Raw genomic sequence first — 22490 nt, forward strand, 5'->3', positions numbered from 1 at the left:
GAGCCGTCCCACCCATTCGATAGGAAAAGAGCGGCGGGGACAGAGGGTGTCCGGGCGCCGCCCTGTCGCGCTGCGGTGAGCCGGGGAGGTACACCCCGCCTTACCGCGCTCACGCACGCTTTACTGCCTGATGACCGTCTTGGCTTCCTTCACCAGATCGTCCGACAGCGTCACGCCTTGCTTGGCGGCCGCCGCCGTGTTAACGAATAGTTCCAGATTCGAGCTGGTCTGCGAGGCAATCGCCCCCGGCTTCTCTCCCTTCAAGATGCGCCCGACCACCTTCCCGGTCTGACGGCCCAGGTCGTAATAGTTCACGCCCAGTGCCGCAATGGCGCCGCGCTTTACGCTATCGGTATCCGACGCGACCAAAGGGATCTTGCGGTCGTTGGCCACCTTCACCAGCGATTCATACGCCGACACGACGTTGTTGTCCGTGTTCGTGTAGATCACGTCGACCTTGCCGACCAGGCTGTTGGCCGCCGAACTGATGTCGACGGTGCGGGGCGCGGCCGCTTCGACCAGCGTCAGTCCGGCAGCGGGCAGCAACTTCTTCAGCTCGTTGACGACCACGACCGAGTTCGCTTCACCCGGGTTGTACACCATGCCGACACGCTTGGCGTTCGGCACGACACGCTTGATCAGGGCGACCTGCTTGTCCAGCGGCAGCTTGTCGGACACGCCGGTCACATTGGTGCCCGACGGCGCCCAATTCTTGACCAATTGCGCCGCGACGGGATCGGTCACGGCCGAGTAGACCAGCGGCACCGACTTGGTCGCGGCCGCCACGGCCTGCGCCGTGGGCGTGGCAATGCCGATAATCACGTCCGGCTGGTCGCCCACGAACTTGCGGGCGATCTGCGCGGCCGTACCGACGTTGCCCTGTGCGCTCTGGTATTCCCACTTGAGGTTCTTGCCGACCTCGTACCCTTCCGCCTTGAGTTCGTCGCGTGCGCCATCGCGGATGGCGTCCAGCGCCGGGTGCTCCACGATCGCCAACACGGCCACCGATTTTGTCCCCTGCGCGAAGGCCGCGCCGGTCGTGCCCAACAACGTTGCGGCCACGGCGCACAGCAGGGTGCGCTTGGCGAATTTGCCCATCGTCGACATCAAAACTCCTCCAGGAATGCTCTTTGATAGGTGCGCTGAGCCCGTGTCTCGCCGGGTCTCATTCGGATGCACACAAAACGTGCACCGGCGCGTGGGGCACAGTCTACCCACATCCCCCTGAGCGAACAACGGTTGCCAACGCAACCGCCTGAAAGGCCCGTGGAATATCGGGCTGCGCCGAATCGCTGGCAGATTGATGCGGCAATCGGAAAAAAATTAGTCGATTTGGTCGTCAAATTTCCGATGTGCGCACATTCGTGCGTGGCATTCGCCCTATCAGATGCAGCAAAAATCGGAATAATGCGCGATTTTTTACACAGAATAGATGGATTTTGCACAACAAATGTGCGGCGAGCATCCCCCGGCTTGGGAAGCCATCAACGCGATTTCAGAATTGGCCGTCGGGAAACGAGGCGCCGCGACGACGCGCGTACGCCGCGTGGCGTCAGGGCGCGTTCTTGCTGTCGTCCAGGCCGAGGGCAGCGACTTCGGTGCGGGAGAGGCGGCGGATTTCGACCTTGGCGTGGCCGGCGCGAATAAAGCCGAGCTGCTTGGCCGCCCCGTAGGAAAGGTCGATGATGCGATTGTGCGCGTAGGGGCCGCGATCGTTGATTTTGACGACGACAGTCTTGTTGTTGGCGATATTGCGCACGAGCGCAAAGCTGCCCAGCGGCAAGGTCGGATGCGCGGCGGTCGGTTCGTTCATGTCGAACGTTTCGCCGGTGGCCGTGCGACGTCCATGAAACTTCTTGCCATACCAGGATGCCATGCCAGTCTGGTAAAACGTGCCGGCGTCGGCGCGCAGATGCGCTTCGCCGTCGCGATCCGGCGCTTCGGGATCGCCCGGACTGAGACCTTCGGTACGATACGACTTGCCGGGCCACTGCAGATCGAAGTTCGACCCGACGGGCGCGTTGGCTTCGCGCGCACGGGCGCGCGCGCCTGTCGCCGAAGCGGCGGCAGCCGTGGGGCTGAGGGGTTCGAGCGGCGTTGTGCAGGCTGTCAACGTCAGGGCGAGGGCGCAGCCGACCGCGAACCGTGTGAGGATCTCGCGTGTTCGCATAGCGCGCAAGTTTAACACGACGCAAAATGCAACCTATCAGCGAGCGTTCACTTACGCGCCGAGACTCGCTGAATCAGCATCGCACAGGCTTGGTCAGTCTCATCGGACACGGCTCGCTCAAGCGCTCCGACCCGCTTGGCGAGCAGCGCTCAGGCGTGTCGTCGATTGCGACGCGCCCGGCGGGTCCCCTCGCGTCCGAATTACAATAGGCGAAAACTGCGTCCCCGATATCCCATGAACGTCACTCTGATTCCTGTCACGCCTTTCCAGCAAAACTGCACCCTGCTCGTCTGCGATGCGACGAAGCGCGCCGCCGTGGTCGACCCCGGTGGCGACATCGACCGGATCGTCGGCGAGATTGAACGCCAGGGCGTGACGCTCGAGAAAATCTTCCTGACGCACGGCCACCTTGACCATTGCGGCGGCGCGGGCGCACTTGCCGAAAAATACGACGTCCCCATCGAAGGCCCGCATCCCGACGACGCGTTCTGGATCGACCAGCTTCAGACACAAAGCGCGCGCTTCGGCTTTCCCGAACCCCAGCCGTTCACGCCCGACCGCTGGCTGGGCGACGGCGACACGGTCACGTTCGGCGAGGTCACCCTCGACGTGCTGCATTGCCCGGGGCATACGCCGGGTCATGTCGTGTTCTTCTCGGCGGACGAGCGTCTGGCCAGCGTGGGCGACGTGCTCTTCGCCGGCTCCATTGGCCGCACCGATTTTCCGCGCGGCAACCACGCCGACCTGATCGCGTCGATCCGCAACAAACTCTGGCCGCTCGGCAACGACGTGACCTTCATTCCCGGACACGGCCCTGTCTCCACCTTCGGTCAGGAACGTCAGACCAATCCGTACGTGGCCGATACCGTGCTCGCCGGGAGCGCCGCATGAGCGAGGCCGTGTCGCGTACCCCCTCGCGCATCATCCCCGCAGACGAGGAGATTTTCGTCAGCACCGACGTCGAGGCCGACGGCCCGATCCCCGGCCCGCATTCGATGCTCAGTTTCGCGTCGGCGGCCTACACGGCCGACAAGGAGCTGATCGGTACGTTCAGCGCCAATCTCGAGTGCCTGCCCGACGCGAAGGGGCATCCGCTGACGATGAAATGGTGGAAGACCGAGCCAGACGCATGGGCGGCCTGCCGCGTCGATCAGGAAGACCCGACCAAGGCGCTCAAGGCGTATGTGAAGTGGGTGGAGAAGCTACCGGGCAAGCCGGTGTTCGTCGCCTATCCGGCAGGGTTCGATTTCACGTTCATGTTCTGGTACATGATGCGCTTCGTCGGTCGTTGTCCGTTTTCATGGTCGGCGCTCGACATCAAGACGCTCGCGTTCGCCATGACCGGCATGCCCTACCGAAAGTGCATCAAGCCGCGGCTGCCGTCCGTCTGGCTCGACCCGCTGCCGCACACGCACGTGGCACTCGACGACGCGCTCGAACAAGGTGCGCTCTTTTGCAACATGCTCGCCGAGCTGCGCGAGCAGCAGAAGACGTTGACCGAACTCCCCGGTTGGCGCGGCGCCGGACTCACGGCGAATGCCGACGCGCCGGTGTTCAGGTCGCCCGCAGCACAAGCGGCGGCCGAGGCGGTGGCGCACGCCGAATCGCCAGACACCGGCCCCGGCAAGGACAGCGCGGCGCACGGCTGAGCCAGGACCTCGCGGTGCCATGCGCGAGGGGCTCGACGCGCATGGCGCGGGGACCGCTTCCGCCGTCGGTCGATTACAGCACCTGGCTCGCCAAGTCGGGCGGACGCGCAATCACGGCCTTGTCGCCGTTGACCACGATGGGTCGCTGCAACAACTTCGGATGCGCCGCCACGGCGGCGAGCAACGCGTCGTCGGTCATCGCCGCGTCGGCCAAGCCCAGCTCGGTGTACTCGGTTTCGTTGCTTCGGATCATCTCGCGCACCGGCACGCCGAGTAGGTTGTGCAAACGCTTGAGATCGGCGAGCGTCGGCGGGGTCTTCAGATACTCGATGATCTGCAGATCGCCCCCGCCCACCGCCGGCGACCCCTCCACCAGAGCCAGCGCTTCGCGCGACTTCGAGCAGCGCGGGTTGTGATACACGGTAATCATGATCCCTCCAATACGTTCAAAAGGCGTCAGTCGCGACGGCGTCGTGCGCGCCTGAAACAGGCGCTGGCGAGTATGCATGGTATCGCCGGATACCGCCACTTGCCGACATCCGGGTCCACATCGACACCTACGTGTTAACCGCGCTGCGCGGCGCGCGTGGGCCATCTAACATAGGCAATGAGGGCTTCGCGTTGTGTCGAGAGGCGCTTCGCGCGGACGAATTCGCGATCTGCGAGACCGCTCCCGCCCGGTAGATGAACAAGAAGACCCGTGTCGCGAATGTTGCGGGAGACGATGTATGTATGCGCAACCTTCTCAATGCCGGCGGACGCCGCATGCCGCCGGAGGCTTCACCGTCATCGCCTGTGTTCTGGCGGTGTCGGGCTGCGCCAATCCGGATTTCGAGCCCAAACAGCCGCTCATCCTCAACCTGACGCCCGCCCGGGTCCCATACACGGCGCTCGATCAGTACAAGATCGCCGCGGCGCAACGCGTGACGGCGGTCAACGCCCGCCAGATCACGCCGGGCAATCCCCAGCCGATGCTGCGCTCGGTGGTGTCGCTCGAGTACTGGGTAGACCGCAGCGGGAACATCACGAGCGTGGCGCTGTATCGCAGCAATGGCGACCAGGAAGCGGAGCGCATCGCGGTGGCGAGCCTGCGACGGGCCAGCCCGCTGCCGATGCCGAGCCGTGCGCTGGTCGACAGCAGCGGCCGCGTACGCGCCGTCGAAACCTGGCTCTTCAACGATGACGGGCGCTTTCAGTTGCGCAGCGTGGCCGCGCCTCAGATCGACGGGCAGTGATATCGTGACAGGCATCGATCCACCCTGCCCGGCCCGCGCCGGGCGACGGAGATGCTCATGCCGCGATTTGCCGCGAACCTGACCCTGCTCTATCAGGAAGTGCCGTTTCTGGAGCGTTTCCGCGAGGCCGCAAGCGACGGCTTCCGGGGCGTGGAATGCCTGTTCCCTTACGATCATCCCGCACAAGAGGTGCGGGCGCGTCTGGACGACGCGGGGCTCACGCAGGTGCTGTTCAACACCCCCGCCGGTGACTGGGCCAACGGCGAGCGCGGGCTGGCAGCGCTGCCAGGGCGCGAAGCGCAGTTTCGGGACGGCCTCGAACGCGCGCTCGACTACGCCGATACGCTGGGCTGCCGCCAACTGCACGTGATGGCCGGATGCCCCGACCCCGCCGCGTCGCTTGAGCGCTGCCGCGACGTTTATCTCGACAATCTCGCCTACGCGGCCGGACAGGCTGCCGCGCATGGCGTCACGATTCTCATCGAACCGATCAATCCGCGTGACTTTCCGCGCTATTTCCTGACACGACAGGATCAGGCTCAGGCCATTCGCCAGGCGGTCGGCGCGAGCCATCTCAAGGTGCAGTTCGACGTATATCACTGTCAGATCGTCGAGGGTGACCTGGCGGTCAAGCTACGCCAGCACATCGACAATATCGGCCACGTGCAGGTGGCAGGCGTGCCTGCGCGTCACGAACCCGACACCGGGGAAGTCAACTATCCGTTTCTCTTCCGTCTGCTTGACGAACTCGGCTACGCGGGATGGGTCGGGTGCGAATATCGCCCGCAGGGTGCGACGCGCGCTGGACTCGGCTGGCTCAAACCGTGGCTCAGGGCCACCCGATAAGCTGTTGAGTCGCCGCGACGACCATGCCGACCACCGGTCGGCATGTCGCTTACCCATTTACGCAGGGATAAATCGATTTCCGAAAAGTAAATCGGAGAGCGAAATAATCGTTGGGATGACGACGAAAGGCGTAGGAAAGATGTAGGTGTGCGCAGGCAAAAAAAATGGCGGGACACGTAGGCCCGCCAAAACCACACGCTACGGGGTTAGCGCGAGGAGACCAGATTCAGAGCACTGCATCGAACCACCCTGCAGATCGCGCCGGGGGACGCGTTCCGCCGATACAGTCGCGCTGCGGTGTTACCGGGGGATAAGCACATCAGCGTTGAAAAGCATTTTGGTGGAAACGTATGGGGGGAGGGGTAACAAAGTGTTTCAGGTTGTAACACCTGAGACCTTCGCGCGACCCTTCATGCTGCCGCTTCGCCTTCTCCGGCATGGGTTTCCGGCGTATTGACGGATGCGCCATTTGGTTCGTGATCCTGAGTAACTCGCCCGGCGAAGCATCGACACGGACGATGCCCGCGCGAGCCGGCCCATCACATCGGTCGCAGCATCGGCGCCGCCGCCGCGTTTCACGTGCGCGCCGTCAATGTGCTAAGTTCATTCCTTGTGCGTGGCAACAAAGTGGGCATCTGACATCCGAAGACACGTCAACGCCGCGGATCGGCAGCGCACCGAGAGCAGCAATTCCGTCAACGACCGCACCGGCCCCGTCGGGCCGCATTCGCATGCAAATCATGGAACGTTTGGGGCAGATACTGGCGCGCGACCGCGTCATCGGGGTGGTGGGCCTGTCGCCGCGGCCGGACCGGCCGAGCTACACCACATCGCGCTACATGCAACAGCACGGATACCGGATCGTCCCCATCAACCCGCAAGCGGCCGGCGCGACGATTCTGGGCGAGCCCGTTTATGCGAGCCTGGCCGAGGCGGCCGACGCCTTGCGCGCCGAGGGCCTGCGGATCCAGATGGTCGACTGTTTCCGTCGCAGCGGCGACATTCCGCCCATCGCGGATGAAGCCGTCGCCATTGGCGCGACCAGCCTCTGGATGCAGTTGGGCATCGAAAACGACGACGCCGCAGCCGTCGCGCTGGCGGCAGGGCTGGACGTCGTGATGGACCGATGCGTCAAGATCGAACACCAGCGCTGGCAGATGCAAGCGGGCCACCCCCGCGCCGGCGCGGACGCCCGCCCGCCGGGACAGCCGCTTCCGAAACGCTGAACCGCCGACCTCCAACGCCGCCAAAGACCCGCTGACATGACCATTGACGCCGATCTACTCGCCTATTACGACCAAATGGCGCGCAAGTACCCCGCCACTGCCGACAACGGCGCGCCAAGCGCGCAAGACGTGCGTGCCCGGTTCGCCGCCGTCGCCAACGAGGCCTTGCGCCCGTTGCCGGCGGGATTGCGCAGCGAGACCTTCGACATTGCGCTGCCGGGCCGCACCCTGCGCGCAAGGCTCTATCGCCCGGTCGAACGCGAAGTGCCGCTGGTGGTGTTCTTCCACGGCGGCGGCTGGGTCGTGGGAGATGTCGACACCCATGGGACGTTGGCTGCCTTCCTGGCGCAGGACGGCGACGTGGCGGTGTTGAGCGTCGATTACCGGTTGGCGCCCGAGCATCCGTTCCCGGCGCCGATCGACGACGCGCGCGACGCCTTGGCCTGGGCGGCCGAGCAGCGCGCGCGGCTCGGCGTGCGCGTCGACCGTCTGGCCGTGGCGGGCGACAGCGCCGGCGGCCACTTGGCGGCGCAGGCGGCGGCGTGGTTCAACGATCGACATCCGGGGATTGTGGGGGCGCAGTTGCTGATCTATCCGGTGGTGCAGTACCGGTTCGATACGCCGAGTTACGAGCGTCTGGCGAACGGCGTGGGCCTGACACGCGACGAAATGCGCTGGTACTGGAAGGAATTTCTGGGCAACGTGGCACCGTCGGCAGACGACGTGCGGGTCAATCTCACCGCGCAAGCGCCGCGTCACGCCTTGCCGCACGCCTTGGTGATTGCGGCGGAATACGATCCGTTGCACGACGAAGCGGTGTCGTACGCCCAATTCGTGGCGAGTTCAGGTGGCCGGGCGGAGGTCATCGAGGCGCCCGGCCTGACGCATAGTTTCGCGAGGTTACAACCGTTCGTGCCGCAGGCGAGGCTGGTCATGCACGACGCGGCGCAGCGTCTGCGTGACTGGCTGGGATGACCCGCGCGGGACTCACGCCGTCACTTCAGCCACTTGTCGACGACCTTCTGATATTCCCCGGTCTTCTGCGCAAGATTCAGCCACTGGTCGACGTATTGCTTGAAGATGTCGTCGCCGCGCGGCAGCAGGTAGGCCTTCTCACCGAACTGCAACGGCTTGTCGGGGTTGACCGGGCACAGTGACGGATTGAGCTTGTGCTGCAACAGCGTTTCCGAGGCGTCGGTGACCATCACGTCGGCTTTGCCGTCGACGATCTGCTTGAAGATCGTGACATTGTCCGGATAGATCGTGAGCGTGGCGTTCGGCAGGTACTGGCGGGCGAAACGTTCGTTCGTGCCGCCCGGGTTGGCGATGACGCGCGTGCTCGGTTTGTTCAGATCGGCGAGCGTCTGGTACTTCGCCACGTCGGCGCAGCGCACGATCGGCGATTTGCCGTCGACCATGACCACGTTGCTGTAATAGGCGCGCGCCGCCCGATCCAGCGTGACCGACACACCGCCGACGGCGATATCGCATTTGCCGGCGGTGAAGTCGTCCATCAGCCCCTTCCAGGTCGTCGGAACGATCACCGGCTTCACGCCGAGCGACTTCGCCAGCGAGGCGACCAGATCCACGTCGATGCCCTCGACCTGGCCATCCGGGCGGCGATACGAGTAAGGCTTGTAGTCACCCGTCGCGCAGGCGCGCAACGTGCCCGATTTGACGATGTCGTCGAGCCGGGAGTGGATGGCGGGGTTCGCGGAAGGGCTCACGACAGCGGCCGATTGCGCGTGGGCCGCAGCGCCGGCGAGCACCGCCCCGGCCACGAAGGCCGCGCTGGCGGCCGTCAACATGACTTTCATGCTTGTCTCCTGAGGTTTGACGTGTTGGCGCACTGCGCTCCCGAACTGTCTGACGCAGCGCGTGGGGCTCAATACTAAAGACACTCCCGGCCCACGCCAATCGGAATGACGCCACTGTTCCGCGCGCGCCACGCCGACGCGTCGCCGATGGCTGATGTGCGGCATAACAGCCCGCCATGCGTCCGGGCCGAGGATACGCGAGTAAAATGACCGCTTGCCCCAACCCTCCTACCCACCGCCGCGACGTGTCCCAAGCTCTGCAAAACGATACTTTCCTGCGCGCACTGCTGCGCCAGCCGACCGAGTACACGCCGATCTGGCTGATGCGCCAGGCGGGCCGGTACCTGCCCGAATACAACGCCACACGCGCCAAAGCCGGTAGCTTCCTGGCGCTCGCCAAGAACCCCGCCTACGCCACCGAGGTCACGCTGCAGCCGCTCGAGCGCTTCCCGCTCGATGCCGCCATCCTGTTCTCGGACATCCTCACCATTCCCGACGCCATGGGCCTCGGCCTGTCGTTCGAGGCGGGTGAAGGGCCGCGTTTCGCCCACCCGCTGCGCACCGAGGACGATGTGCGCCGCCTGCGGGCGCCGGACCTCGACAGTCTGCGCTACGTCTTCGACGCCGTCGCCGAGATCCGTCGCGCCCTGAACGGACGCGTACCGCTCATCGGCTTCTCCGGCAGCCCGTGGACGCTCGCTTGCTACATGGTCGAAGGGGCCGGGTCGGCCGACTTCCGCACCGTCAAGACGATGATGTACGAGCGTCCCGACTTGATGACGCATATTCTGGAGACCAATGCGCGCGCCGTTTCGGCCTACCTGAACGCCCAGATCGAAGCGGGCGCGCAGGCGGTCATGGTGTTCGACACGTGGGGCGGGGCGTTGGCCGACGGTCTCTACCAACGGTTCTCGCTCGCCTACATGCAAAAGGCGCTCGCGGGCGTGCATCGCGAGTGGAATGGCGCACGCATTCCCCACATCGTCTTCACCAAGGGCGGCGGTCAGTGGCTCGAAGCCATCGCCGACACCGGACCCGACGCCATCGGACTCGATTGGACCGTGGATCTCGCGGCCGCGCGCCGTCGCGTCGGCGATCGTTGTGCGCTGCAAGGCAACTTCGATCCCACCGCCCTCTTTGCAGCGCCCGAGGCCATTCGCGCCGAGGTTCGCCGCCTGCTCGACGCTTATGGCAACGCACCAGGCCACGTATTCAACCTGGGGCATGGTATTTCGCAGTTCACGCAACCCGATCACGTTGCGGCACTCGTTGACGAAGTCCACCGCTACAGCCGAAAGCTGCGCCAAACGGCGTAATTGGCGACACGCACCAGCGGCGGTGCGGCTCGCGAGGCCATTTGCCTTGCAGACCCAACCGCCGTTTCAAGCACCGAATGTCAAGCGTAAACCTGTCGAGTAACCCCTCCAATTTACGGAGTTGTCCCGAAGACTTATGCACAAATTCTCGCTGCGCCGCCGCAAGTGAGAGGTAACGGGGGGTAAGCTTCGACGCCGCTCATAAGCCATTGATCAAAAAGCATTTTTGATTCAGGCAAAGTCTAAGCACGGCACCGCGTGAGGGCCGCCTGGTGAGGCTGACGAGAGATAATCCCCACAGTTCTCAACATAGTTATCCACAAGCACTTCAAGTCCACCGGAAACCCGACTTAAATCCGGGGTTTACCGACACTTCTCAGGATTCACTTTAAGTTTGACCTGCGCCGACGACCTGCCCGACCCGTCTCTTGCATCGACTGCGGATGCCCTGCCCCCGGTCGCCCAGCCGCGCCTCGGTGCGCCCGCTATCGCCCGCGTGGCGCTCGATACGCCCCTGCTCACGCTGTTCGATTATCGGCTCGACCAGGCCGCGAGCCCTGGGCAACTGGTGCAGGTACCGTTCGGACGCCGACAGGTCGTAGGCGTCGTCTGGGAATTGACGCACCGCAGCGAAATCGCACCGGGCAAGCTGCGTGACGTCACCGCCGTCTGGCATGAATTACCGCCGCTCGGCGAGGATTGGCGTGAGCTGATGCAGTTCGCCTCGCGCTATTACCAACGCGGTATCGGTGAGGTGGCCCTGCCGGGCGTCCCGGCGCATCTGCGCACGCCGATGCGCTGGCCGCGGCTACTCGCCCAGCGTGGCGTGCAACGTTACCGGCTGGCCGACGGCGCCCTGGCCGCGCTCCTGGAGAACGTGCCCGCCCGGCTGCGCGCCCAGCGCCGTTTGGCCGAGGGTCTGGCGCAAGCCGGCACGCTCGATGCGGACGAGGCGCGCGCCCTGTGCGCAAAGGCCGCCGACGTGCTCAAACAGTGGGCCGCCGCCGGCTGGGTCGTCGTCGACACCGTGCCGTTCCACGAAGCGGTACGCCATGCCGATGAAGCTGACGATGAGGATGGCGAATCGAGCGCCGCTGACGCCAACGCTCCCACCGATTGCGCACTCGCCGACGCTTTGGCCAATATCGACCTCGGCACGCAGGACACGCCGCGCGCCACCAGAACGTTGACTGTCGGGCAAGCCGACGCCGTCGCGGCCATTCACGACGCGCTCGAAGTCGCCGGCGCCCAACGCCTCGACGCCACAGCGCCATTGGGCAAGCTCGACGCCGGCAATGCGGGCGACACGGGGGACCTCCCCGCCTGCCCCCCCTTCCTGCTCTACGGCGTGACCGGCAGCGGCAAGACAGAAGTCTATTTGCGCGCCGTGGCCGAGGCGCTTCGCGAGCGCGACGCCCAGGTCCTCGTGCTCGTGCCGGAAATCAATCTGACGCCCCAACTCGAAGGCGTCTTCCGTGCGCGATTCCCCGGCGAGACGCTCGTCACACTGCACAGCGGACTGGCCGAAGGCGAGCGAGCCCGGCACTGGCTGGCCGCCCATCGCGGCGAGGCGCGCATCGTGCTCGGCACCCGACTCGCGGTGATGGCGTCGCTGCCGCACCTGCGCCTCATCGTCGTCGACGAAGAGCACGATCCGTCCTACAAGCAACAGGAAGGGTTGCGTTACTCGGCGCGCGACCTCGCCATCTGGCGGGCGAACCGGTTGCGCATCCCCGTCGTCCTCGGCTCGGCCACGCCGTCGCTCGATAGCTGGCGGCGCGCCGAGCAGGGCCGCTACGTCCGCCTCGCGATGCCCGAGCGCGCCACGCCCGATGCCGTGTTGCCGCGCGTCTCGCTCATCGACATGGACATCGAGCGCAAACTTCAGCGCACGGTGCACGAGGGCTTGTCGCAATCGCTGCTCGCCGCCATTCGCGCCCGGCTCGAAGCGGGCGAGCAAAGCCTGCTGTTCCTGAACCGCCGCGGTTACGCCCCGGTGCTCAACTGCGATGCCTGCGGCTGGATCAGCGACTGCCGCCGGTGCAGCGCCCACATGGTGTTGCACAAGCCCGAGCGGCGGCTGCGCTGCCATCACTGCGGCGCCGAGTCGCGCATTCCGCATGCCTGCCCCGATTGCGGCAATCTCGATCTCGCGCCGCTGGGGCGCGGCACGCAGCGCATCGAGGAGGCGCTGGCTGAACAGTTCCCGGACGCCCGGCTCGCACGCATCGATGCTGACAGCACACGCCGCAAAGGCAGCGCGCAGGCGCTGTTCGCGCAGGTCCATGCGGGCGAAGTCGACATCCTGATCGGCACGCAGATGGTCGCCAAGGGCCACGACTTCCGTAACGTCACGCTCGTGGGCGTGGTCAACGCCGACAGCGCCCTCTTCTCCCACGACTTCCGAGCGGCCGAGCGTCTGTTTGCACAACTGATGCAGGTGGCCGGGCGCGCCGGGCGCGCCGCCCGCGCCGACGGCCCCGGCGACGTGCTGATTCAGACGCGCTACGCGTCGCACCCGTTGTTCGCGTCGCTCATGCGTCACGACTACGCGGGCTTCGCGGCGCAGCAACTGGAGGAGCGGCGCGTCGCCCTGCTGCCGCCGTTCACGCATCAAGCGCTCCTGCGCGCCGAAGCCCGGCGCCTGGACGACGCCATGACGTTTCTCAAACAGGCCCGCGAGATCGCCGCCACGCCCGTGCTGCACGACGCGCGCATCTCCCTGTGGGATCCGGTGCCGATGACGATGGTCCGGATCGCGGGCACCGAACGCGCCCAGCTCGTGGTCGAGAGCCCGCATCGCGGCGCGCTCCAACGCTTCCTCACGCACTGGATGAGCGAGCTGCGCGCACTCAAGGCGCCCGTGCGTTGGCACCTCGAAGTCGATCCTCTCGAAATATAAATCGGTATATAGCGTTCCGGAAATTTGACAACATCGCCCGAATCCCCGACGATGCAGACAGTAGTCGATCACCGCACGCCGAACGGTTCACGTCGTCTGCACGATAAGAAGTCCTACAGGAGACATCCCGATGAAATCGCACGACCGGCGCGCCGCCCCTACGGCGCCGCACATCGCCACACCGCCCCTCCCGCCCACCGAATCGCCTTTGGCCGAGGCTTCCCGGCGCCGCTTCTTGCGACGCGCGGGTGCACTGGGCGTTGGCGCCAGCCTCGCGGGGCGCGCGCTTGACGTCCTCGCCGCCACCACCGCACCCCACATGGTGACGCTGCCGTTTGCCAATGGGGAACGCGAACTCGTCGCGTATCCGCAGAAGCGCCCGCTGATCCGCTTGACGGCGCGCCCCCCGCAACTGGAAACGCCGTTCGCGATTTTCAACGACGGGCTCATCACGCCGAACGATGCGTTCTTCGTGCGCTACCACCTCGCGGGCATTCCGACCGACATCGATCCGGCGAAGCATCGGATTCACGTGCGCGGCAGCGTCGCCAAACCGCTCGATATCTCGCTCGCGTCGCTCAAGAAGGACTACGGCGCACCAGTCGAGATCGTGGCCGTCCACCAATGCTCGGGCAATAGCCGTGGCTTTTTCGAGCCGCGCGTCGCCGGCGGACAGATTGCCAATGGTGCGATGGGCAACGCGCGCTGGCGCGGCATTCCGCTCAAGCGGATTCTCGAACGGGCGGGCGTGTCGGCCAGCGCAAAGCAAGTGACGTTCGAAGGGCTTGACCGGCCGATCGTCCCCACGACGCCCGAGTTCGTGAAGGCGCTCGACCTCGATCACGCGATGGATGGCGAAGTGATGATCGCGTTCGCCATGAACGGCAAGGATCTGCCGATGCTCAACGGCTTTCCGGTGCGGCTGGTCGTGCCGGGCTACTACGGCACGTATTGGGTGAAGCATCTGGCGGACATCAACGTTATCGACAAGGTGTTCGACGGCTTCTGGATGGCCACGGCGTATCGCATTCCCGATAACGACTGCAATTGCGTCACGCCCGGCAAGGCGCCCGAGAAGACAAAACCGATCGAACGCTTCACCGTGCGCTCGTTCGTCACGAGTCTTGCCGACGGCGAGCACGTGGCGGCGGGCAAAGCGGTGCGCGTGCGCGGCATCGCGTTCGACGGCGGCGAAGGCATTCGCGACGTACAGTTCTCGGCCGACGGCGGCCAGACCTGGCAGGCGGCCCAGCTCGGCCACGAACTGTCGAAGTACTCGTTCCGCGAATGGACGGCGTCGTTCACGCCCCCCAAGCCCGGCGAGTACGCGCTCCAAGTGCGGGCGACGAATCGTGCAGGGGTGTCGCAACCGCTGCAATCGCTGTGGAATCCGGCCGGCTATCTGCGCAACGGGGTGGAAACCGTGCGTGTGATCGCGGCTTGAGACGGGGGACGATCATGAACCTTTCGAAGATTGCGCGCCGCGCTGCCCTGCTGTCCGGCCTGTTGGGTCTGTTCGGCGTCTTCGCCGCCCCCGTCCATGCACTCGAGATCAAGCTGCCGCAGGAGACATCGCAGTTGAAGGCCTCGACGCTGGCCGGTTATCAATCGGCCAACTCGTGGTGCGTCATGTGCCACTCGCTCGACTACGTCAACACCCAACCGCCTATGTCGGCGGCCTTCTGGAGCGCGGAAGTCACGAAGATGGTGAAAGTGTATGGCGCGCCCATCCCGGAAGATCAGGTCAAGCTGATTTCGGAGTATTTGGGAAAAACGTACGGCACCGACCAGAAGTAACGCCTCTCGCCCCGGCCCGCGGGCCGGGGCGCCACACGACGTTTCGCGTGTCGGCCTCACACCTAGGTGCAACCCTAATATCGACCCAGGTTGCACCTCTTTTGAAACCCGGTTACGATGCCGAAATTCACCCGCTATGGGTGTCACGTTTTCGCGTCATCAGGTAACCCTTCCATGGCTAACACCACCCTCGGCGTCAAGGTCGACGACGTACTGCGTACCCGGCTCAAAAGCGCCGCCCAGCAAATCGAGCGCACCCCGCACTGGCTCATCAAACAGGCCATCTTCGCTTACCTGGAGCGCATTGAGAGCGGCGCGCTGCCGCCCGAATTAAGCGGCGCGACCCAATCGGGCACCGAGGTGATCGACGGCCACGCAGGCGACGATACCGTGCCGCATCCGTTCCTCGAATTCGCCCAGAACGTGCAACCGCAATCGGTGCTGCGGGCGGCAATCACGGCGGCCTACCGCCGCCCCGAGCCGGAATGCGTGCCCGTGCTCGTCGGTCAGGCCAAACTGGCCCCGGCGACCGCGACGTCGGCCTCCGACCTCGCCCGCAAGCTCGTCGTCGCGCTGCGCGGCAAGAGCACCGGCGGCGGCGTGGAAGGTCTGATCCACGAATTCTCGTTGTCCAGCCAGGAAGGCGTGGCGCTGATGTGCCTGGCCGAAGCCCTGCTGCGCATTCCCGACAAGGCCACGCGCGACGCGCTCATCCGCGACAAGATCAGCAAGGGCGACTGGCACGCCCACATGGGCAATTCGCCGTCGATGTTCGTCAACGCCGCCACCTGGGGCCTGATGATCACCGGCAAGCTTGTGACCACCACCAGCGAAGCCGGTCTCACCAAGGCCCTCACGCGCCTGATCGGCCGCGGCGGCGAGCCGCTCATCCGCAAGGGCGTGGACATGGCCATGCGCCTGATGGGCGAGCAGTTCGTGACCGGGGAAACCATCTCCGAAGCACTCGCCAACAGCCGCAAATACGAAGCCCAGGGCTTCCGCTATTCGTACGACATGCTCGGCGAAGCCGCGACGACCGAAGAGGATGCCCAGCGCTACTACGCGAGTTACGAGCAAGCCATTCAGGCCATCGGCAAGGCTTCGGCCGGCCGCGGCATCTATGAAGGCCCTGGCATCTCGATCAAACTATCGGCCCTGCATCCGCGCTACTCGCGCAGCCAACATGAGCGTACGGTCGCGGAACTGCTGCCGCGCGTGCAGGCGCTCGCCAAGTTGGCACGCTCTTATGACATCGGCCTGAATATCGATGCCGAAGAAGCCGATCGCCTCGAAATCTCGCTCGACCTGCTCGAAGCGCTGTGCTTCGATCCCGAGCTGGCCGGCTGGAACGGCATCGGTTTCGTGGTGCAGGCCTATCAGAAGCGTTGCCCGTTCGTGATCGACTTCATCATCGATCTGGCGCGTCGCAGCCGTCACCGCATCATGGTGCGTCTGGTCAAGGGTGCGTACTGGGATACGGAAATCAAGCGCGCGCAGGTCGACGGGCTCGAAGGCTATCCGGTCTATACCCGCAAGATCTACACGGACGTGTCGTACCTTGCCTGCGCGAAGAAGCTGCTCGCCGTGCCGGACGCCATCTACCCGCAGTTCGCCACGCACAACGCCTACACGCTTTCTGCCATCTATCACCTGGCGGGCAATAACTACTACCCCGGCCAGTACGAATTCCAGTGCCTGCACGGCATGGGCGAGCCGCTCTACGAAGAGGTCGTCGGCCCGATCGCCTCGGGCAAGCTCGCGCGGCCCTGCCGCGTGTATGCGCCGGTCGGTACGCACGAAACGCTGCTCGCCTACCTCGTGCGCCGTCTGCTCGAAAATGGCGCGAACACCTCGTTCGTGAACCGGATTGCGGATGAGACCGTCAGCGTCGACGAACTGATCGCCGATCCGATCTCGGAATCGGAGAAGGTACAACCGCTCGGCGCACCGCATGCCAAGATTCCGCTGCCGCGTGAACTGTATGGTGTGGCGCGCGCCAACTCCTCGGGCTTCGACCTGTCGAACGAGCACCGTCTCGCGTCGCTGTCGTCGGCCCTGCTCGCCAGCGCGGGCACGCCGTGGCGCGCCGCGCCAATGCTGGCCGACGGTGAGCGCACCACGGGCACGCCACGTGCCGTGCGCAATCCGGCCGATCTGCGCGACACCGTGGGTCAGGTCATCGAGGCCACCTCGGCCGATGTGGATGCCGCGCTCGTCAACGCCGTAGCCGCTGCCCCGATCTGGCAAGCCACGCCGGTCGAGGAACGCGCCGACAGCCTGATGCGCTCGGCCGATCTGCTTGAGGCCCACATGCCCACGCTCATGGGCCTGTGCGTGCGCGAAGCGGGGAAGTCGCTGCCCAACGCCGTGGCCGAAGTGCGTGAGGCCGTCGACTTCCTGCGCTACTACGCCGCGCAGATCCGTCAGGGCTTCTCCAACGACACGCACCGCCCGTTGGGCCCGGTGCTGTGCATCAGCCCGTGGAACTTCCCGCTCGCGATCTTCGTTGGTCAGGTCGCCGCCGCGCTGGCCGCCGGTAACCCGGTCATCGCCAAGCCGGCCGAGCAGACGCCACTCATCGCCGCCGAAGCGGTTCGCCTGATGCACGCCGCCGGCGTTCCGGCCGGCGCGCTGCAATTGCTGCCGGGCACAGGGGAAACAGTCGGCGCCGCGCTCGTGGCCGACGCCCGCACGAAGGCCGTCATGTTCACCGGCTCGACCGAAGTGGCGCGCATCATCGCGCGCACGCTGGCCGAGCGCCTCGACGCCAATGGCCGTCCGATCCCACTGATCGCCGAGACCGGCGGTCAGAACGCGATGATCGTCGATTCGTCGGCACTGCCCGAACAGGTCGTGTACGACGTACTCGCATCGGCCTTCGATTCGGCCGGTCAGCGCTGCTCGGCGCTGCGTGTGCTGTGCCTGCAGGACGACATCGCCGACAAGACGTTGCATATGCTCAAGGGCGCGATGCAGGAACTGGCCATCGGCAATCCGGATCGCCTGTCCATCGACGTCGGTCCGGTGATCGACGCCGAAGCGCAAAACGGCATCAACCGCCACATCGAGCAGATGCGCGACAAGGGCTTCCCGGTCGAACAACTGCCGCTGCCCGACGCCGCCCGCCACGGCACGTTCGTGCCGCCGACACTCATCGAGCTGACCGATCTCACGGCGCTGCAACGCGAAGTCTTCGGCCCGGTGCTGCACGTGATCCGCTTCAAGCGCGCGCAACTCGACAAGCTGCTCGATCAGATCAACGGCACTGGCTACGGCCTGACGTTCGGCGTGCATACGCGTATCGACGAAACCATTGCCTATGTGACCGAGCGCGCCCATGTCGGCAACGTCTACGTGAACCGGAACGTGATTGGCGCCGTGGTCGGCGTGCAGCCGTTCGGCGGCGAAGGCTTGTCTGGGACGGGTCCGAAAGCCGGCGGCCCGATGTATCTGCCGCGTCTGCTGGCGACGCGTCCGGCTTCGCTGCCCGCCGAGCTGAACCGCAACGAAGCCGCGCTCTCGCCGTTGGTGAGCTACCGCGACTGGCTGCGCGCGCAGGACAACTCGGCCGATAGCGCCGCCGCGATTCATCGCGTCGACCGTTATCTGGCCACGTCGGCACTCGACGCCACCGCCGTGCTGCCGGGACCGACCGGTGAGCGCAACACCTATGGTCTGGAGCCACGCGGCCCGGTCCTGTGCGTGGCTGCCACGCCGCTCGGCGCGCGCACGCAACTGGCTGCCGCGCTGGCGACGGGCAACGACGCCGTCTTCACGGAGAGCATTGCCGCCCGCGAACTGGTGAGCGCCCTGCCGGCGGCCCTCAAGGGACGCGCGTCAGTGTTGGCGGCAGGGGCGGACGCCGCCGCCGAGCCATCGCTCGCCGCGGTGCTGTTCGAAGGCGACAGCGACGAGCTGCGCGCCCTGAACCGTCGCATCGCAACCCGCAACGGTCCGATCCTGTCGATGCAGGGCCTCGCGCCCGAGGCGCTGGCCGCCGGTGACGACTACGCACTGGAGCGACTGCTGTGCGAACGCTCGGTGTCGGTCAACACGGCTGCCGCAGGTGGCAATGCCAACCTCATGACCATCGGCTGATCGCGGCGGACCGTCAGGTTTCGCGACGAATCCCGTCGGATTCGTCCGAAATCTGATGGCTGAATCCGCAGGATTCGCAGGTTCCGACTGCCGATTTCGCCCCCCTCCCCGGACGCGCCGTCGTCCCGATCGCGTTGTCCTCAGCGGCTGCCAGCGTCCTGCCTTCCGGGACAATGGCGGCCGCGATGGGTTAACGGGTCAACCGCCCGCCTCATTCCAGCGCCTTCCTGCGCTTTTCTCGCGCCTCCCCGCCCATCTCCCCGATCAGCCCAACGCTTATCACGCCCCGCCGCACTTCCCGTACTCACGCACACCGCGCGCATTCGCGGTATCTTCGCGCCCGCCCCCGACATATCACGCGTCTCACCGCCATTGCGCGGTCAACCCGTGCCAGCGACACGTATCGCTGGCCATAGCGTTCGTCGTCCCGCGTCGCCGCCTCTTTCGTCATGCCGGCAGAGGCGCGCAACGCACGTGACACCGACGCTCGAGGAGGCTACATGTCCCTTTGGAATCCCACTGCGGTGTCATTCACCGTGTATTTGCTATTGATGCTGGTGATCGGATGGCTCGGCTATCGCGCCACCCACGATCTTTCCCGACTACATTCTCGGCGGACGTCGCCTCGGCAGCTTCGTCACCGCGCTTTCCGCCGGGGCTTCCGACATGAGCGGCTGGCTCTTGCTCGGCCTGCCTGGGGCGATCTACATGGGCGGCCTGTCGGGTGTCTGGATCGCCATCGGCCTGGCGATCGGCGCGTGGGCCAACTGGCATCTCGTGGCCGCGCGCTTGCGTGTGCATACGGAGGTGTGCGGCAACGCGCTGACCCTGCCCGAGTACCTCACACAGCGCTTCGGTGACCGCAGCCACGTGCTGCGCATCGTCACGGCGCTCGTGATCCTCATCTTCTTCACGATTTATTGCGCGTCGGGGGTCGTTGCCGGCGCCCGGCTGTTCGAAACGATGTTCGGCCTGGAATACCGCACGGCGCTGTGGATCGGCGCTGTGGCGACCATTGCCTACGTCTTCATCGGCGGATTCCTTGCGGTGAGCTGGACCGATACGGTGCAGGCCTCGCTGATGTTCGCCGCACTGGTCGTCACCCCGATCGCCGTGATTGCGCTCGACGGCAGCCCTGCGGCGGCCGTGGACGCGGTCACCGCCGTGCACCCCGCCCATACCGATTGGTTCGGCGATCTCGCGCCTATCGGCGTCATCTCGATGCTCGCCTGGGGTCTGGGCTATTTCGGCCAGCCGCATATTCTCGTGCGGTTCATGGCCGCGCGCTCAGCGGCGGCGATTCCGCAGGCGCGTCGCATCTGCATGACCTGGATGGTGCTGTGCCTGACCGGTGCGGTCGCCGTGGGCTTCTTCGGACTGGCGTTCTATAGCGCGCGGCCCGATCTCGGTGCCGGTGTGGCGGCAAACCCGGAGACCATCTTCATGGCGCTCACGACCCAGCTCTTCACCCCGTGGCTCACGGGCGTGCTGCTGGCGGCGATTCTCGCAGCCGTGATGAGCACCTTGTCGTGCCAGCTGCTCGTGTGCGCCAGTGCACTGACGGAAGACCTCTACAAAACGTTTGCGCGCGGGCCGGTCAGCCAGGGCCGCCTCGTGTGGATCGGCCGGGCGATGGTGTTGAGCGTGGCAGTGATCGCCGTGGTGTTGGCCCTCGATCCGCAGAGCCGTGTGCTCGGCATGGTGAGTTACGCCTGGGCGGGTTTCGGGGCGGCCTTCGGTCCGCTGGTGCTGGCCACGCTGCTGTGGCCGCGCGTCACCCGTAACGGGGCGCTCGCGGGCATTGTCGTGGGGGCGGCCGCGGTCCTGATCTGGAAGCAGTTCGGCTGGTTCGACCTGTACGAAATCCTGCCGGGCTTTGTGCTGGGCGGCCTGGCGCTCATCGTGGTGAGTCGCTTTGACAAGGCCCCAAGCGCCGACGTGCTCGCCCGCTACGCCAGCGCCGAAGCGACGCTGCGCGCGATCCAGCAAGGCGCAAAGGGCGATTCGGGTAGCACCGGCGCTCCGACGGCGCAACCCTCGCCATAAGCGGGTAGCACCTTCCATCGGAACTTCTCCCTCTTGACCGGCGCGCGCAGCCATCCAATACTGCCGCGTCGGACGCATATTGCGTTTGATTGCGATTGAAGCCGTCCCGGGCCGACCGGCCTTGTGCAGACGGCGATCCAAGAAAGGCGTGCCGCGGCGATCCCGCAGGCATGCCACTCAACGACATACACATGCAAGGAGAGGGTTGATGCAATCGAAGCTTACGCTCAGCGCGGTCGCCGTCGCGGGACTGCTCGCGTTCGGTACGGCCAACGCGCAACAGGCGCAGGAAGTGAAGCTGGGTTTTGCCGCACCGCTCACGGGCGCCCAGGCGCACTACGGCAAAGACATGCAGAACGGCATCCAGCTCGCCATTGACGAGTACAACGCCACGAAGCCGACTATCGAAGGCAAGCCGGTGAAGTTCGTGTTGCAGTCGGAAGACGATCAGGCCGACCCGCGTCAGGGTTCGCTGGTCGCGCAGAAGCTGGTCGATTCGGGCATCAAGGGCATGCTCGGCCACTTCAACTCCGGCACGACGATTCCCGCTTCGCGCATCTATGCGCAGGCAGGCATTCCGGAAATCGCCATGGCGACGGCCCCGGAATACACGAAGCAGGGCTTCAAGACGACGTTCCGCATGATGACCTCAGACATTCAGCAAGGGTCGGTCGTCGGTACGTTCGCCGTCAAGAAGCTGGGCTTCAAGAACATCGCCATCGTTGACGATCGCACGGCTTACGGTCAGGGCTTGGCCGACGAGTTCGAGAAAGCGGTGAAGGCCGCCGGTGGCAAGATCGTGCGTCGCGAGTTCGCCAACGACAAGGCCGTGGACTTCCGCGCCATCCTGACTAACCTCAAGCGCGCCAATCCGGACATGATCTTCTATGGCGGTGCCGACGCACAAGCTGGCCCGCTCGCCAAGCAATTGCGCGAACTGGGCATGAAGAGCACGCTGATGGCCGGTGAAATGGTCAAGTCCGACGCGTTCCTGAAGATCGCTGGCGACGCCGCCAACGGCTCGGTGGTGTCGCTCGCCGGCCTGCCGCTCGACAAGATGCCCGGCGGCGCCGCGTACGAGTCGCGCTACAAGGCCAAGTTCGGCAGCGCGCCGGAGACGTACTCGCCGTACGCCTACGATGGTGCCATGGCCATGATGTCGGCCATGAAGAAGGCCAACTCGACTGATCCGGCGAAGTACCTGCCGACGCTCGCGAAGACCAGCATGCCCGGCGTGACCACGCGTGAGCTGGCGTACGACAAATCGGGCGATCTGAAGTACGGTTCGATCACGCTCTACAAGGTGGTCGGTGGCAAGTGGACCGTGCTGGAGACCATCGGCGGCAAGTAAGCGCCTGGCGATGGGCCGATAGCGGTAACGACGAGGG

Annotated in this window: 16 protein-coding genes and 1 pseudogene; 13 read left to right on the top strand and 4 right to left on the bottom strand. The window is 65.5% G+C overall.

The genetic code is table 11. The features are described from left to right. Positions 1-120: 120 nt before the first annotated feature. Together BGP02_RS00995 and BGP02_RS01000 are read right to left on the bottom strand one after the other, a co-directional pair. Positions 121-1107, bottom strand: a complete 987-nt coding sequence (locus BGP02_RS00995; RefSeq protein WP_017233593.1) for an ABC transporter substrate-binding protein — start codon at positions 1105-1107, stop codon at positions 121-123. A gap of 445 nt (positions 1108-1552) precedes the next feature. Further along, positions 1553-2170, bottom strand: coding sequence for a septal ring lytic transglycosylase RlpA family protein (locus BGP02_RS01000; RefSeq protein ID WP_017233594.1), 618 nt, complete (start codon positions 2168-2170; stop codon positions 1553-1555). A gap of 234 nt (positions 2171-2404) precedes the next feature. Here BGP02_RS01000 and BGP02_RS01005 point away from each other — a divergent pair, with 234 nt between their 5' ends. Both BGP02_RS01005 and BGP02_RS01010 read left to right on the top strand, forming a co-directional pair. Further along, positions 2405-3061: an MBL fold metallo-hydrolase gene (locus BGP02_RS01005; RefSeq protein ID WP_017233595.1), complete on the top strand. Its 657-nt coding sequence runs from the start codon at positions 2405-2407 to the stop codon at positions 3059-3061. Further along, positions 3058-3819, top strand: a complete 762-nt coding sequence (locus BGP02_RS01010) for a 3'-5' exonuclease family protein (protein ID WP_261939591.1) — start codon at positions 3058-3060, stop codon at positions 3817-3819. Before BGP02_RS01005 ends, BGP02_RS01010 begins: the two co-directional genes overlap by 4 nt. 73 nt (positions 3820-3892) lie before the next feature. Here BGP02_RS01010 and arsC read toward each other — a convergent pair whose 3' ends face one another. Further along, positions 3893-4249 (bottom strand): arsenate reductase (glutaredoxin), encoded by a 357-nt coding sequence (gene arsC / locus BGP02_RS01015; RefSeq protein ID WP_026131879.1) that lies wholly within the window; start codon positions 4247-4249, stop codon positions 3893-3895. Between the two features lie 298 nt (positions 4250-4547). Between arsC and BGP02_RS01020 the strand changes: the two genes are divergently transcribed. The 4 genes from BGP02_RS01020 to BGP02_RS01035 all read left to right on the top strand — a co-directional run bounded on the left by BGP02_RS01020 (position 4548) and on the right by BGP02_RS01035 (position 8101). Next, positions 4548-5054 (top strand): energy transducer TonB family protein, encoded by a 507-nt coding sequence (locus BGP02_RS01020; RefSeq protein WP_286797361.1) that lies wholly within the window; start codon positions 4548-4550, stop codon positions 5052-5054. Positions 5055-5111: 57 nt separating this feature from the next. Next, complete coding sequence (gene otnI / locus BGP02_RS01025; protein ID WP_017233599.1) at positions 5112-5900, top strand: 2-oxo-tetronate isomerase; 789 nt, start codon at positions 5112-5114, stop codon at positions 5898-5900. A 731-nt stretch (positions 5901-6631) separates the two neighbouring features. Then, positions 6632-7126 (top strand): CoA-binding protein, encoded by a 495-nt coding sequence (locus BGP02_RS01030; protein ID WP_017233600.1) that lies wholly within the window; start codon positions 6632-6634, stop codon positions 7124-7126. A gap of 36 nt (positions 7127-7162) precedes the next feature. Beyond that, on the top strand, positions 7163-8101 hold the full coding sequence (locus tag BGP02_RS01035) for an alpha/beta hydrolase (protein ID WP_261939589.1): 939 nt from the start codon (positions 7163-7165) through the stop codon (positions 8099-8101). 20 nt (positions 8102-8121) lie between these two features. Here BGP02_RS01035 and BGP02_RS01040 read toward each other — a convergent pair whose 3' ends face one another. Continuing rightward, complete coding sequence (locus BGP02_RS01040) at positions 8122-8943, bottom strand: transporter substrate-binding domain-containing protein (protein ID WP_150564757.1); 822 nt, start codon at positions 8941-8943, stop codon at positions 8122-8124. A 245-nt stretch (positions 8944-9188) separates the two neighbouring features. Here BGP02_RS01040 and hemE point away from each other — a divergent pair, with 245 nt between their 5' ends. From hemE to BGP02_RS01075, 7 genes and pseudogenes are all read left to right on the top strand, one after another. Continuing rightward, entirely contained in the window at positions 9189-10259 is a 1071-nt protein-coding gene (gene hemE / locus BGP02_RS01045) for a uroporphyrinogen decarboxylase (protein ID WP_026131880.1), read from the top strand. A gap of 394 nt (positions 10260-10653) precedes the next feature. After that, positions 10654-13161, top strand: coding sequence for a primosomal protein N' (locus tag BGP02_RS01050; RefSeq protein WP_286797366.1), 2508 nt, complete (start codon positions 10654-10656; stop codon positions 13159-13161). A 130-nt stretch (positions 13162-13291) separates the two neighbouring features. Continuing rightward, on the top strand, positions 13292-14605 hold the full coding sequence (sorA, locus tag BGP02_RS01055) for a SorA family sulfite dehydrogenase catalytic subunit (RefSeq protein WP_268567049.1): 1314 nt from the start codon (positions 13292-13294) through the stop codon (positions 14603-14605). Positions 14606-14619: 14 nt separating this feature from the next. Next, positions 14620-14958, top strand: coding sequence for a SorB family sulfite dehydrogenase c-type cytochrome subunit (gene sorB / locus BGP02_RS01060; protein WP_017233606.1), 339 nt, complete (start codon positions 14620-14622; stop codon positions 14956-14958). Between the two features lie 174 nt (positions 14959-15132). Beyond that, positions 15133-19056, top strand: coding sequence for a trifunctional transcriptional regulator/proline dehydrogenase/L-glutamate gamma-semialdehyde dehydrogenase (gene putA / locus BGP02_RS01065; RefSeq protein WP_017233607.1), 3924 nt, complete (start codon positions 15133-15135; stop codon positions 19054-19056). A gap of 500 nt (positions 19057-19556) precedes the next feature. Beyond that, positions 19557-21102, top strand: a pseudogene (gene putP, locus BGP02_RS01070) (sodium/proline symporter PutP). 208 nt (positions 21103-21310) lie between these two features. Next, positions 21311-22453, top strand: coding sequence for a branched-chain amino acid ABC transporter substrate-binding protein (locus BGP02_RS01075; RefSeq protein WP_017233609.1), 1143 nt, complete (start codon positions 21311-21313; stop codon positions 22451-22453). Positions 22454-22490 lie beyond the last annotated feature (37 nt).

Source organism: Pandoraea sp. 64-18 (genome assembly GCF_001899225.1).
Lineage (GTDB): Bacteria > Pseudomonadota > Gammaproteobacteria > Burkholderiales > Burkholderiaceae > Pandoraea > Pandoraea cepalis.

Bases quoted from the DNA above. Each gene is read 5' to 3' on its own strand.
- BGP02_RS00995 (WP_017233593.1), bottom strand. From the start codon at position 1,107: ATGTCGACGATGGGCAAATTCGCCAAGCGCACCCTGCTGTGCGCCGTG.
- BGP02_RS01000 (WP_017233594.1), bottom strand. From the start codon at position 2,170: ATGCGAACACGCGAGATCCTCACACGGTTCGCGGTCGGCTGCGCCCTC.
- BGP02_RS01005 (WP_017233595.1), top strand. From the start codon at position 2,405: ATGAACGTCACTCTGATTCCTGTCACGCCTTTCCAGCAAAACTGCACC.
- BGP02_RS01010 (WP_261939591.1), top strand. From the start codon at position 3,058: ATGAGCGAGGCCGTGTCGCGTACCCCCTCGCGCATCATCCCCGCAGAC.
- arsC (WP_026131879.1), bottom strand. From the start codon at position 4,249: ATGATTACCGTGTATCACAACCCGCGCTGCTCGAAGTCGCGCGAAGCG.
- BGP02_RS01020 (WP_286797361.1), top strand. From the start codon at position 4,548: ATGTATGCGCAACCTTCTCAATGCCGGCGGACGCCGCATGCCGCCGGA.
- otnI (WP_017233599.1), top strand. From the start codon at position 5,112: ATGCCGCGATTTGCCGCGAACCTGACCCTGCTCTATCAGGAAGTGCCG.
- BGP02_RS01030 (WP_017233600.1), top strand. From the start codon at position 6,632: ATGCAAATCATGGAACGTTTGGGGCAGATACTGGCGCGCGACCGCGTC.
- BGP02_RS01035 (WP_261939589.1), top strand. From the start codon at position 7,163: ATGACCATTGACGCCGATCTACTCGCCTATTACGACCAAATGGCGCGC.
- BGP02_RS01040 (WP_150564757.1), bottom strand. From the start codon at position 8,943: ATGAAAGTCATGTTGACGGCCGCCAGCGCGGCCTTCGTGGCCGGGGCG.
- sorA (WP_268567049.1), top strand. From the start codon at position 13,292: ATGAAATCGCACGACCGGCGCGCCGCCCCTACGGCGCCGCACATCGCC.
- sorB (WP_017233606.1), top strand. From the start codon at position 14,620: ATGAACCTTTCGAAGATTGCGCGCCGCGCTGCCCTGCTGTCCGGCCTG.
- putA (WP_017233607.1), top strand. From the start codon at position 15,133: ATGGCTAACACCACCCTCGGCGTCAAGGTCGACGACGTACTGCGTACC.
- BGP02_RS01075 (WP_017233609.1), top strand. From the start codon at position 21,311: ATGCAATCGAAGCTTACGCTCAGCGCGGTCGCCGTCGCGGGACTGCTC.